Raw genomic sequence first — 12,251 nt, forward strand, 5'->3', positions numbered from 1 at the left:
ATAAGAGACAGGGAGGCCCCCCATGTACGTCGGAATCGATGTCGGCACGTCCACGGTGAAGGCCGCCGCCTTCGACGGCTCCGGGCGTGAACTCGCCGTAGCCGCAAGGCCGGTGGGGCTGTCGATGCACGGCGGGTTCGTCGAGCAGGACATGGACGAGGTCTACGGCGCGGTCGTCGCCGTACTGGACGAACTCTCGGCGGAAGTCGACGGGCCGTTCGAGCTCGCCGGGCTGACCGGGCAGGGCGACGGGGTGTGGCTGGTGGACGCGAAGGGGCGGCCGGTGCGGGCGGCGGCGTCCTGGATGGACGGGCGGGCGCATGAACTGCTCGATCAGTGGCTGGCGGACGGGACCTTCGAGACGGTGTTCCGGCGGACCGGGAGCGCGATGTTCCCCGGATGTCCGGGGCCGCTGCTGGCCTGGCTCGCCGCCCACGAGCCCGCCGCTCTCGACGCTGCCGCCACCGCCCTGTACTGCAAGGACATGGTGTTCCAGCGGCTGACGGGGGCGCGGGCGGCCACCGATGTCTCGGACGCGTCGATGCCGTTCCTCGACCCCCGGACGCGGTCGTACGACAACGGTGTCGTCGAACTTCTCGGGCTGACCCAGAGGCGGGGGCTGCTGGCGCCGGTCGCCGACCCGGTCGCCACGGCCGAGACGCGTGGCGAGGGGCTGCCGGCGGGGACCCGGATCGCGAACGGGCCGTACGACCTGCCCGCCTGCGCGCTCGGCGCGGGGGTGACGGAACCGGGCGACGGGCTGCTCATCGTGGGGACCTGTCTCGCCAGTCTCGTCGCGACCACCGAGCTGGATCTGAGCGGCGAACCGGCCGGGCTGTACATCTCCCTCGACCGGCCGGGGCACTGGCTGCGGGCCATGCCGGCGATGGTCGGTACGGCGGCCCTGGACTGGGTGCTGTCGACGACCGGCGTCCGGCACGAGGAGGTGGACGCGCTGCTCGCGGCGACCCCGGCGGGGGCGAACGGAGTGCGGGTGCTGCCGTACTTCGCGCCGTCCGGTGAACGCGCGCCCTTCGTCGAGCCCCGGCTCCGCGCCGAACTGACCGGTGTCTCCCTGGAGTCGACGCCCGCCGACCTGATCCGGGCGACCTGCGAGGGCATCGGTTACGCGGCCCGGCACTGTCTGGAGGCGGCGGGGCTGACGGGGTCGCTGGCCGTGTGCGGTGGGGGTACGCGCAGCCCCGCCTGGATGCAATTGCTCGCGGATGTGCTGGGGCGGCCGTTGCGGGTCGTGGAGGGTGAGGTGGGGGCGCGGGGTGCGGTGCTCGCGGCGGCCGAGCGGTACGGGGTTCCGCTGGACGCGGGGGCGTGGACCCGGCCGACCCGGATCGTGGAACCGGACGCGGACCGGGCGGCGTACTACTCCGCCGGTTTCGAGGAACACCTCGGCCGGCTGACGGCCGCGCGCCACCGGAGCCGGTGATTTCGGGGGCGGGCGCCCGCGATTCGCGGTGTACTACCGGCCTGGCCGTGCGTGGCGAGGAGGAGTTCATGACGGTGCTTCGACGGTGGTGCCCGAACTGTCTCGGGTGGCAGGACTTCCAGAAGATGACCGACGCCGAGAAGGCCGCCGTCCGTGAGGAGAAGGGGCCCCGGCATTACGTGGGGGATCTGTGGCGCTGCGCCGTCAAGGGCTGTGTGCGGTACCAGCCGGCGTACCACGCGCGAGGCGGCGGCGATCTCCCCGAGAGGTTCCGTGAGGAGAAGGCCGCCGCCCCGGAGTGAGCGCCGCCGTGCTTACACCAGGTTGCTGAAGTCCGGGCCCTTCGTGCGGGTGCGCTTCAGCTCGTAGAAACCGGGGACCGAGGCGACCGCGACGGTGCCGTCCCAGAGGCGGGCGGCCTGCTCGCCCTGGGGGGCGGGGGTGACGACCGGGCCGAAGAAGGCGATCTGCTCGCCGTCGGGGCCGGGGACGGCGATGACGGGGGTGCCGACGTCCTGGCCGACCTTGTCGATGCCCTCCTTGTGGGAGGCGCGCAGCTCGGCGTCGAACTCGAAGTCCTCCTGGTCGGCGTAGTCGATCAGGTCGGCGGGCAGGCCGACGTCCGCGAGCGCGCCGGCGATCGCCTCGACGGTCGGGCCCTCGCCGTTGTTGTGGATGCGGGTGCCGAGCGCGGTGTAGAGCGGGCCGAGGGCGTCCGCGCCGTGCTTCTGCCAGACGGCGGTGACCACGCGGATCGGCTTCCAGGCCTTGGTCGCGAGCAGCTCGCGGTACTCCTCGGGCAGCTCGTCGAGCTTGGGCTCGTTGAGGACCGCCAGGCTCATGATGTGCCAGTGGACCTCGATGTCGCGGACCTTCTCCACTTCCAGCACCCACCGGGAGGTCATCCAGGCCCAGGGGCACAGCGGGTCGAACCAGAAGTCCACGGGCGTCTTTGCGGGCGTGGTCGCGGTCTCGGACATGACTCTCCTCGGAATACGGCCGTTTCCCCTCGCAACACCGTCCCTCGCCACCTCATTCCCGGGTACCTGCGGTCAGGGGCACATGGCAGGATCGGCCCTGACCGCATATCGAACACCAGCCGACATCATCCGAGGGAGCCACTCCGTGCCCGGTGAGAACCTGACCCGCGACGAGGCCCGCGAGCGGGCCGCCCTGCTGTCCGTCGACGGGTACGACGTGTCCCTCGACCTGCGTTCGGCGGTGGGTGACGACGACGGCGAGGGGCCGCGGACCTTCCGGTCGGTGACCACGATCCGGTTCCGCTGTGCCGAGCCGGGCGCGGCGAGCTTCGCGGACCTGATCGCACCGGCCGTGACCGCCCTGTCGCTCAACGGCAAGGACCTCGACCCGGGCGCGGTCTTCGACGGCACGCGCATCCGGCTGGAGGACCTGGCCGCCGAGAACGAGCTGGTCGTCGACGCGCGGTGCGCGTACTCCCGTACCGGCGAGGGCATGCACCGCTTCGTCGACCCCGAGGACGGCGAGGTCTACCTCTACACCCAGTACGAGCCGGCCGACTCGCGCCGGGTCTTCGCCAACTTCGAGCAGCCGGACCTCAAGGCGCCGTTCCGCGCCGAGGTGCGGGCGCCCGAGGGCTGGACGGCGTGGAGCAACGGCGTCGGCGAACTGACCGACGGCGTATGGAAGTTCGCGGAGACGAAGCCGATCTCGACGTACATCACGGCGTTCGCGGCGGGCCCGTACCACTACGTGACGGACTCCTACTCCCGCACCTTCGACGACGGTACGACGCTGGAGATCCCGCTCGGCGCGATGTGCCGCAAGGGTCTGGCGCCGTACTTCGACGCCGACGACGTCTTCCTGATCACCAAGCAGGGCCTGGACTTCTTCCACGAGCACTTCGACTACCCGTACCCCTTCGGGAAGTACGACCAGGCGTTCGTGCCGGAGTACAACCTCGGCGCGATGGAGAACCCGGGGCTCGTCACCTTCCGCGAGGAGTACATCTTCCGGGGGAAGGTGACACAGGCGTCGTATTCGGGGCGGGCGAACACGATCCTGCACGAGATGGCGCACATGTGGTTCGGCGACCTCGTCACCATGGAGTGGTGGGACGACCTGTGGCTGAAGGAGTCCTTCGCCGACTTCATGGGCGTGTTCGCGAACGTCGGCGCGACCCGCTTCACCGACGCCTGGATCAGCTTCGCCAACCGCCGCAAGGCGTGGGCGTACCGCGCGGACCAGCTCCCCTCCACGCACCCGATCACCGCCGACATCCGCGACCTCCAGGACGCGAAGCTCAACTTCGACGGCATCACGTACGCCAAGGGGGCTTCCGTACTGAAGCAGTTGGTGGCGTACGTCGGCCAGGACGCGTTCCTCGAAGGCGCGCGCCGCTACTTCAAGCGGAACGCGTACGGCAACACGCGCCTCGGTGACCTGCTGTCGGTGCTGGAGGAGACGAGCGGGCGGGACATGGCGTCCTGGGCGCGGTCGTGGCTGCAGACGGCAGGGGTCAACTCCCTCACCCCGCAAGTGGTGTTGGACGTGGAGGGCGGCCGCATCGCCGAGCTGACCGTGCTCCAGGAAGCCGCCGAGTCGCACCCCGCACTCCGCCCGCACCGCGTGGTGGTCGGCCTCTATCGGATGGAGGGCGGCCGTCTGGTCCGGTACGAGCGGGCCGAGGTGGACGTCGACGGCGCGCGGACGGTCGTCGTGGAGCTGGCCGGTGCGGACGCGCCGGAGCTGGTGCTCGTCAACGACGAGGACCTCACGTACGCCAAGACCCGTTTCGACGCTGTGTCGTTGGCGACCCTGCGGGACCATCTCGGCGCGCTGACCGACCCGATGGCGCGGGCGCTGTGCTGGTCGGCGCTGTGGAACATGACGCGGGACGCGCTGCTGCTCGCGCCCGACTTCATCGACCTGGTGATGCAGTTCGGGCGCCGGGAGACCGACATCGGTGTGCTGCAGATGCTGCACGCGTGGGCGAACTCGGCGCTGGTCAACTACTCGCCGCCGTGGTGGCGCGAGACCGGCGCGCAGCTCCTGGCGCACATCGCGCTGCGGGATCTGCGGGACGCCGAGCCGGGCAGCGAGCAGCAGCTGGCGTGGGCGCGCTTCTACGCGTCGGTGGCGTCGGCACCCGAGGAACTCGCCCTGCTGCACGCCCTGTTGGAGGGTACGGAGAAGATCGAGGGCCTGGCCGTCGACCAGGAGCTGCGCTGGGCGTTCCTGGAGCCGCTGACCGCGCACGGCGCCGTCGACGAGGCCGTCGTGGCCGCCGAGCTGGCCCGGGACGACACCGCGTCCGGCAAGCGCCACCAGGTCCGCTGTCTCGCGGCCCGCCCCTCGGCGGCCGTCAAGGCGCAGGCGTGGGCGCAGGTCGTGGAGTCGGACGCGCTGTCCAACGCGCTCGTCGAGGCCACGATCGCGGGGTTCGCGCAGCCGTCGCAGCGGGAGTTGCTCGCGCCGTACACGGAGAAGTACTTCGCGGCGATCGAGCGGGTGTGGTCGGAGCGGTCGATCCAGATCGGCGTGGACGTGGTGCGGGGGCTGTTCCCCGCGTACCCGGCCGCGGCGGACGCGCGGGCGACGCTGGACGCGACGGACGCGTGGCTGACGTCCCACGAGGGCGCGGCGCCGGCGCTGCGGCGGCTGGTGCTGGAGTCACGGGACGACCTGGCGCGGGCGCTGCGGGCGCAGGCCGCGGACAACGAGGGGCGGGGCACCCAGGGGTGACCTTTGGCCAATGATCCAGCCGTGCTTTGGCCTGTGATTGGCCTCTCCGTCACCGTTACTGAATACAGCTAATCCACCCCGTAACCCCTGGTCCACCCCATCCGGACCAGGGGTTTTCGGCGCCTACTCGGCATCCGAACGCCTGTCCTTTAGTACCGCGTTGTCCGGATTTGTCGACGGGCGTGTAACAGCGGTTAGGGACCGGATCCGGCGCGGGAAACCCCGTTGCATGAACCACAACACCCCGCTCTCCCCCCGCCCCCTCAGCCACCTCACCGAGGTGCACCGCCGCGTGCTGACGACGGCTCAGCTCCGGGCGCACGGTGTCCCGGCCGCCGAGGTGAACGAGCAGTGCCGTCCCGACGGGCCGTGGCAGCAACTCCTCCCCGGCGTCGTCCTGTTGCACTCCGGCCCGCCCACCGGCGAGGAGCGGCTGCACGCGGTGCTGACGTACGCGGCACGGGAGCGGACGGCGGGGGTCCCGGTCCAGCCCGGCGCGGAGGGCCCGCACCGCCCGACGTACACGGAGACGATGGTCACGGGCCTGGCGGCGCTGGCCCTGCACGGTTTCACGTCGGCGCCGGAGCCGGCCTCGCTGAAGCAGATCGACGTCCTGGTCCCGCGGATGCGCCGGCTGCGCTCGACGGGCTGCGCGCGCATCGTCCGCACCGCGTCGCTCCCCACCCCGCAGCAGGTGAAGGGCGTCCCGGTCGCGCCGGTGCCGCGGGCCCTCGCGGACGCGGTGGCCGAACTGTCGGACGCGAACGCGGTACGCGGGCTGCTCACCGAGGCGGTACGCGGCGGTCACTGCGAACCGGCCGCGGTGGTAAGGGAGTTGAACAACGCCAAGCTGCTGAGCCGCCCGCACGTGGTGGACGCGGTGGACTCGCTGCTGGCCGAGGGCCGCGCGATCGCGGAGGACCGCCTCTACCGGATGGTGAGCGAGCACGGCCTCCCCGACCCGGTGTGGAACGTCGATCTCAGACTGCCGGGCGGCCCGCACCTGGGCGGCCTGGACGCGTACTGGCCCGAGCAGGCGGTCGCGGTGGAGCTGGACACCCGCGCGCCCCGTCAAGGCCATCGGCAGGGCGACGACGCGCTGTGGTCGGAGTACGCCCGCAAGCGCGAGCACCTGGAGCGGCTCGGCATCACAGTCGTCCACATCACCCCGAAGAAGCTCCGGGACGCGATGGAGCAACAGGCGGCGGTGGTCCGTACGGCGCTCATGGCGTCGGCGGACCGCGATCCGGCCGCGTATGTCGTGGTGCTGCCCCGGTAGTGACGGACCGGGGCGGGATCAGGAGGGGAGAGGAGGGGCCACCGGGGGGTCGGTGGCCCCTCCTCATATCTGTCCTACAGGGGCTCGGGCAACGGCGGCGGGGTGGCGCTCGTCGTCGTGTGTCCCGCGTGGAGGCCGTCGATGAGGGCGGCGTAGGAGGCGATCATGCGCGTACGGCTGAAGCGTTCGCGGCTGCGGGCGTGGGCCTTGGCGAACTCCGCGCGGCCGATGACCGCCTCGGTCCAGGCCGACGCGACGGCGTCCGGGTCGGGGGGTGTGACGATGCCGTGCCCGGCGACGATGGACGCGCTGTCGCCGACGTCGGTGGCGACGGGGACGGCCCCGCACATCATGCCCTCGATGAGGCAGAGGGGCGCGGCCTCGCCGAAGGACGACGTCAGCGCGACGACGTCCGACCCGGCGTAGACGGTCTCCATGTCCCGCCGTACACCGAGGAGATGAAGCCGATCGGCGAGTTGTTCCCGGTCCTCCCCGAAGGCGTCGTCGATGTCGGCGGCGAGGGCGGGCTGGTCGTGGGCGGTCATGCCTGTGCCGCACATGAGGACATGCGCGGCAGGCTCACGCCGTAGCCACTCGTGGGCGGCGCGGAGGAAGAGCGGGATGTTCTTCATGGTGGCGTACCGGGCGGCGAAGACTACGACGGGGGCGGTGTCCGGAATCCCGAGGGAGGCACGGAGGGCGAGCCGCCGGGCGGGGTCGGGCCGGAAGCGGAACAGGTCGACGCCGTTGGGGATGACGTGGAGGACCTCGGGCGGGATGCCGGCGGCCCGGTAGGCGTCGCGGGTGGACTCCGCGCAGCAGACGGCGGCGACGACCTTGCCGTCGGCGATGGCGGTTTTCAGTTCGTCGAGGGCGGGGCCCTGGTGTTCGGGGTCCGAACGGTGCAGGCACACGACGACGGGGCGGCGGGGCAGGCCCGCCTGGTTGAGCAGGGAGAGCGGCTGTTCCTTGAGCGACAGGACGACGTCGGCGTCGGCCAGGGCGCGGGCGGCGTCGGCGAGCTCGGGCCCGGTGAATCCGCCGGTGACGGTCCCGTCCGGGTCCCGGTCGCCGCCGAAGGTGCGGCCGAGGGTGGAGACACCGACTCCGGCCGTGGTCAGTTGCTGGTAGCAGGCGTCGCTCTCCATGGCCTGCCGGGTTGCTTCTCGGTGTACTTCGCCGTGGATGCTGAGCACCGTATGGTGCTGGCCGCCCTCCACCAGTCCCAGAACGACGTCGCTGTGGACAATTCGAGCTCCCCCGGAGAAGAAGCCTTCGTAGACCGACAGCACGTGCAGTTCGTGTCTAGCGCGCACACGACCACCCGCCTTGCGTATGAATCGAGCCATCCCCGTGAACAGCGGGTTAGCCGTTATGAGGCGGCACGGACATTTCGTCCGAATGAACTGGGCGTCTCGTGTCTGGGTCCGGTTGGTTATCCGGGGGTCAATTGGTACGGGGGCCTACGGCGAGCTGGACGCGAACCGTCTTTCCGATGTCTCCGCGCAGAAACCATTCGGGTGATTCCCGGCTCCGCGAGCCAGCTCGGTCTGCGACAGGCCCAGCTCGGTCCGTCGGTCGTAAACGGCCTGCCCGAGGGCGAACGCGTACCCGGCCTCCGCATAGGCCGACGACTCCGACGAGTGGCAGGCCCATGCCGACCGGCCTCAACTCCCGTAGGTCCAGGACCCAGTTCACAAGTCCCGCGAAACCTCGAACCGTTCCCCCGATCGACATACCGTCAGGTGCATCGTGTCCCTCTTGCGGACTTCAACCTGACGTCGGTGAGCAGGGGGAGCTTTCCGCTGTCCGTGGCCTGTTCCCTCGTGTGCTGTGTGCTGCTCCTCCGCGACCGCTACCCGCGTGGAGCCTTCACGTCCCGCAGAACTCCCCCACCGCCACAGCCAACGCCCCCGCGTCCCCCGACCAGTCGCCGTTGAAGTTGAACGCCAGGGAATGGCGCCCGTCCGCCGTCGTCACCTCCAGGGACGACGAACCGTGGATGCCGCCGTCGTGGCCCCAGACGTGGACACCGCAGGGCAGAGTGACGTCGGCGAGACCGAGGCCGTAGCGCGCGTGCCCGCTGCCGTCGCCCGTCGCGACCGTCGTCTTCATCTCCTTGAGCTGCTTCGCCGGGAGGAGCCGGCCCCGCAGCAGTGCGCTGTAGAAGCGGTCCAGATCGGCCGAGTCGGAGATCATCTCGCCCGCCGACGACGCCATGGACGGGTTCAGCTTCGTGACGTCGTACGTCGGGCCCGTCGTCGTCTCCGCCAGCTTGCTGTAGGCCCGGCTGCTGGGCTGCGGGACCGTCACCTTCGTACCCGGGAGCGAGGTCGCCGACAGTTTCAGGGGCTCGATGATGCGGTGGCGGATCTCCGTCGCGTACGAGTGGCCGGTGACTTTCTGGATCACCATGCCGGCCAGGACGTAGTTCGTGTTGGAGTACTGCCACGACGTGCCCGGTGTGAAGTCCGGCTTGTGGGACATCGCGATCGCCACCAGGTCGGCCGGGGTCCTCGTGTCGTAACGGTGTTGGAAGAAGCCGTCCTTGAGGAAGTACGTGCGGCCGAAGTCGTCGTCCTCCGTGTAGTCGTAGATGCCGCTGGTGTGGTTCATGAGCTGGCGGACGGTGATGTGCGCGCCGTCGTTGCCGTTGCCGTGGACCGTGCCCGGCAGCCACTTCTCCACCGTGTCGTCCAGCGACAGGCGTCCCTCCGCCTCCAGTTGGAGCAGCACCGTCGACACGAACGTCTTGGTGATGCTGCCCACCCGGTAGCGGTCGTCGGCCGAACGCGGCTTGCCGGTGCGGAGGTTGCCCACGCCGGCTGTCGTCGACCAGGTGGTGCCGCTGTCCCGCACGGTGGCCGTCACGCCGGGTACGCCGTCGTTCACGGCCGCCCGGAGCGCCTCCCGTGTCGCCGCGTGGTCCTTCCCGGCGGGCTCCGCCGCCAGCGCGGGTCCCGCCAGTGCGACCGACAGCGCCACCGCTGTCACGGCCATGAGTGCCGTACGAACTGCCATGTCTTCCCCCTCTGTTGAGCCCGGTTCAGCTCGGTCGGGGGGATGGACACGGCCCTCCGATACGAAGGTTGCTCCGCTGTACGCCAGTTGAGTGAGTTTCAGCCGTTCTGAAGCATCAGCCCTTCTTGAGGAGCAGCTCCGTGTTGCGGTCCTTCTCGTGGCCGCCCAGCACCGTGCTGGAACCCGGTGCGTTGTACGACAGTTCGCGGTAGAGGGCCGCGAGGCCGGTCTGGGTGAGGTCGGAGAAGTCGGTGCGGTGCGGGGCCGCGGACTCGATGAGCGTGGTGAAGAGGGACAGCGTGCCGTCCTTGTTGTCCACCAGCTCGATGACGCGGGCGAGTTGGGGGTAGTCGACGTGCGAGGCGGTAGAGATCTCCCAGAAGCTGCGGCCGTCGGGCGCCGAGTGCGGGGTGATGACGTTGCGGTGGATGTGGCCGTTGACCCAGGCCAGCACGTTCGGGTGGCTGCCGAGGAGGGCGATGACCGCCGAGCCCTCGTAGCGGCGCTCGGTGGGGTGCGCCGGGTCGGGGCGGGTGTTGTCCATCGTCTGGCTGGTGTGGTGGCTGAAGATCACCGCGTACGAGTCCTTGTTGTCGCGGAGTGTCTTGTCCAGCCACCTCAACTGCGTTGCCCCGATGGACCCTTCGTAGTGGCCGCCCGCGTCCGTGGTGTCGAGGCTGATGCCGATCACGTCGTCGGCGATACGGAACGCGTAGTACTGGGTGCCCGCGTCGACGTTCGCCGAGGAGTAGCCGTGACCGACCGGGCCGAGGCCCTGGTAGGCCGGGTCGAGGTGGGCCTTGAGGTACTCGGCGGAGGTGTAGGGGGCGCGGTTCTCGTCCGCTGTGATCGAGCGCGCGGAGCGGGCGTGCGCCTTGAGGAAGTCGCGGTAGCCGGAGCCCTTGGGGTCCTTGGCGTCCCGGATCGAGTTCTGCAGCTTCTTCGCCTCGGCCGCCGTCGCGGTCATCAACTTCTTGCCGCCGATGGCGAGTTCGGTCAGGTACGGGTCCGCGTGCGAGCCGAAGCAGCCGAGCGGGAGCGCGTCGTGGTTGCCGACCGTCGAGTACCAGGGCAGGTTGAGGCCGGGGCTGCGGACCTCGCGGATCGCGGCGGCCAGGAATCCCTTGAGGTGCGGGAAGCCGACCTGCTTGTCGCCGTCGCGCACGGTGGAGTCGGGCTGCCAGTACAGCTTGAGACCGCTGCTCTGGACGCCCTCGTAGTGGCGCGGGTCACCGGTGTTGGGGGTGAACCGGCCGCCGCTCATGATCTTCATGAACCATTCCAGCTCGGACTTGGCGTTGTTGTCCGTGTTGTCGCCGGTGGTCATGACGAAGTGCAGCGGGGAGCCGGTCACCGGGGCGCCGCGCAGCGCGTTGACCCGCTCGACCAGCGAGATCCCGCCCTGCACGGTCAGCGCCTCGTGCGGGCGCCACGCGTGCTTGTCGGTGGAGCGCAGGTACTCCAGGCGCAGCGGGTGCTGGGTGTCCATCAGGTGCAGGTCGGTGAACTGCACGAACGACGCGAGTGCCGTACGGCGGCCCGCGCGCCCGGACTTGGCGTTGGCGAGGTCTCCGCGCACGACGCGCTTCCACCCGGCGCCGTCGCCGAGCCGGCGGTAGCCGGAGCCGGCGCGCGGGGCGGCGACCGTGGCGAGGGTGGTGCCCTTGGTGTACGGGGCGAGGGGTGCGGCCGGTGCCACACGGGAGTGCGCGACGGGCGCCTCCGCGGCGGTGTCGGTACCGGCGGCGTCGGCCGTGGCGGCCGCGCTGTCGGTGGGCCTCAGGGCGTACCCGACGCCTGCGGAGACGGACACGGCCGCGGTGGCGGCGAGGACGGTACGGCGGTTGACCCCCAGCGCGGAGCTGGCGACAGAGCGTGTGCGCGACATGGCGCGATCTCCCCGAGTACGAACTGCGTCGGCAGTGGTCGCGGGTGTTCGCGGCGATCGGTTTTCGATCGCGGTCGCGAACTTCCCGCTCGTACTGGATGCTTGGCATCGGGGATGACCTGCGCGTAAACGAGACGGCAACGTGTAGCGCCGATCACCGTACGTCGATCTTGGAGACCCCTGTGCGTTCGTGAACGCTCGTCGAGCCGCCGGGAAGCCGCTACTCCGTGTTCATCTGCGGGGGTACTGAAGCTATTCCGGGACCCGTTCGACCCGTCCTACGGCCGGCCGCTCCCGCCACAGCCGCAGCGCCACGTCGATCAACCCGACCCGGGTGAGGCCGGGTACGTCGTCCAGCGGATGCCAGGCGGCCATGTCGGTGGAGCCGCCGATCTCGTTGCGCAGCTCGCCGCCGGCGATCCTGGCCTCGTAGACGAGCCGGAGGCCGTGCTGGTCCACCTTGCGTCGGTGGCGCCATGGAATGACGTGGTGGATCGAGTCCATGCCGAGGAATCCGGTGACCTCGATGTGGTAGCCGGTCTCCTCCTCCAGTTCCCGTACGACTGTGTCGTTCGGGTGCTCGCCGTGGTCCATGCCGCCGCCGGGGAGGACCCACTCGTATCCCCCGCCCGCGGCCGGTGAACGGGCCAGCAGGAGCTGGCCGTCCCGGACGCAGACGGCGTAGGCGGCGACCCTCAGCTTTTGGCGCATCCGGAGACGTTAAGTGCTCTGTGGGAAGTGCCGCAATGTGTCGTTGTTTGGGTGCTGCGCCGTCGTGGCTGGTCGCGCCCACGCGGCGGAGCCGCACATCGATACAGCCCCGCGCCCCTGAAGGGGCGCTCAACGCGCCGGGGTTGGATTGGCAGGGGAGTATTCGGGGGCCGACCAGCCACGAC

The 12,251-nt window shown here is 70.4% G+C and carries 9 protein-coding genes and 1 pseudogene; 4 read left to right on the top strand and 6 right to left on the bottom strand.

Features of this window, described 5'->3' with window-relative positions:
* The first annotated feature begins 22 nt into the window (after positions 1 to 22).
* Positions 23 to 1,444, top strand: coding sequence for an FGGY family carbohydrate kinase (locus tag AC31A1_RS34410; RefSeq protein WP_489657071.1), 1,422 nt, complete (start codon positions 23 to 25; stop codon positions 1,442 to 1,444).
* Between the two features lie 68 nt (positions 1,445 to 1,512).
* Entirely contained in the window at positions 1,513 to 1,746 is a 234-nt protein-coding gene (locus AC31A1_RS34415; RefSeq protein WP_489657072.1) for a hypothetical protein, read from the top strand.
* 12 nt (positions 1,747 to 1,758) lie between these two features.
* Here AC31A1_RS34415 and AC31A1_RS34420 read toward each other — a convergent pair whose 3' ends face one another.
* Positions 1,759 to 2,424: a mycothiol-dependent nitroreductase Rv2466c family protein gene (locus AC31A1_RS34420; protein WP_489657073.1), complete on the bottom strand. Its 666-nt coding sequence runs from the start codon at positions 2,422 to 2,424 to the stop codon at positions 1,759 to 1,761.
* A gap of 145 nt (positions 2,425 to 2,569) precedes the next feature.
* Here AC31A1_RS34420 and pepN point away from each other — a divergent pair, with 145 nt between their 5' ends.
* Both pepN and AC31A1_RS34430 read left to right on the top strand, forming a co-directional pair.
* Positions 2,570 to 5,167, top strand: coding sequence for an aminopeptidase N (gene pepN / locus AC31A1_RS34425; protein ID WP_489657074.1), 2,598 nt, complete (start codon positions 2,570 to 2,572; stop codon positions 5,165 to 5,167).
* Between the two features lie 229 nt (positions 5,168 to 5,396).
* Positions 5,397 to 6,446, top strand: coding sequence for a hypothetical protein (locus AC31A1_RS34430; protein WP_489657075.1), 1,050 nt, complete (start codon positions 5,397 to 5,399; stop codon positions 6,444 to 6,446).
* A 74-nt stretch (positions 6,447 to 6,520) separates the two neighbouring features.
* On the opposite strand, the gene AC31A1_RS34435 is transcribed toward AC31A1_RS34430, so the two are convergent.
* The 5 genes and pseudogenes from AC31A1_RS34435 to AC31A1_RS34455 form a co-directional block, all read right to left on the bottom strand.
* Positions 6,521 to 7,738 (bottom strand): glycosyltransferase, encoded by a 1,218-nt coding sequence (locus tag AC31A1_RS34435; protein WP_489657079.1) that lies wholly within the window; start codon positions 7,736 to 7,738, stop codon positions 6,521 to 6,523.
* Positions 7,739 to 7,972: 234 nt separating this feature from the next.
* Positions 7,973 to 8,065, bottom strand: a pseudogene (locus AC31A1_RS34440) (helix-turn-helix domain-containing protein); the annotation flags it as partial.
* A gap of 253 nt (positions 8,066 to 8,318) precedes the next feature.
* Entirely contained in the window at positions 8,319 to 9,467 is a 1,149-nt protein-coding gene (locus AC31A1_RS34445) for a serine hydrolase domain-containing protein (protein ID WP_489657076.1), read from the bottom strand.
* A 115-nt stretch (positions 9,468 to 9,582) separates the two neighbouring features.
* Positions 9,583 to 11,355 carry a TIGR03767 family metallophosphoesterase gene (locus AC31A1_RS34450; RefSeq protein ID WP_489657077.1) on the bottom strand — a complete coding sequence of 591 codons (1,773 nt, stop codon included), beginning with the start codon at positions 11,353 to 11,355 and terminating at the stop codon, positions 9,583 to 9,585.
* A gap of 252 nt (positions 11,356 to 11,607) precedes the next feature.
* Entirely contained in the window at positions 11,608 to 12,066 is a 459-nt protein-coding gene (locus AC31A1_RS34455) for an NUDIX hydrolase (RefSeq protein ID WP_489657078.1), read from the bottom strand.
* Positions 12,067 to 12,251: the final 185 nt, after the last annotated feature.

Source organism: Streptomyces sp. P5F9, assembly GCF_057961495.1.

What these genes read in the sequence shown, in the direction of transcription:
- AC31A1_RS34410 (WP_489657071.1), top strand. Translation starts at nt 23, where the DNA reads ATGTACGTCGGAATCGATGTCGGCACGTCCACGGTGAAGGCCGCCGCC.
- AC31A1_RS34415 (WP_489657072.1), top strand. Translation starts at nt 1,513, where the DNA reads ATGACGGTGCTTCGACGGTGGTGCCCGAACTGTCTCGGGTGGCAGGAC.
- AC31A1_RS34420 (WP_489657073.1), bottom strand. Translation starts at nt 2,424, where the DNA reads ATGTCCGAGACCGCGACCACGCCCGCAAAGACGCCCGTGGACTTCTGG.
- AC31A1_RS34430 (WP_489657075.1), top strand. Translation starts at nt 5,397, where the DNA reads ATGAACCACAACACCCCGCTCTCCCCCCGCCCCCTCAGCCACCTCACC.
- AC31A1_RS34445 (WP_489657076.1), bottom strand. Translation starts at nt 9,467, where the DNA reads ATGGCAGTTCGTACGGCACTCATGGCCGTGACAGCGGTGGCGCTGTCG.
- AC31A1_RS34450 (WP_489657077.1), bottom strand. Translation starts at nt 11,355, where the DNA reads ATGTCGCGCACACGCTCTGTCGCCAGCTCCGCGCTGGGGGTCAACCGC.
- AC31A1_RS34455 (WP_489657078.1), bottom strand. Translation starts at nt 12,066, where the DNA reads ATGCGCCAAAAGCTGAGGGTCGCCGCCTACGCCGTCTGCGTCCGGGAC.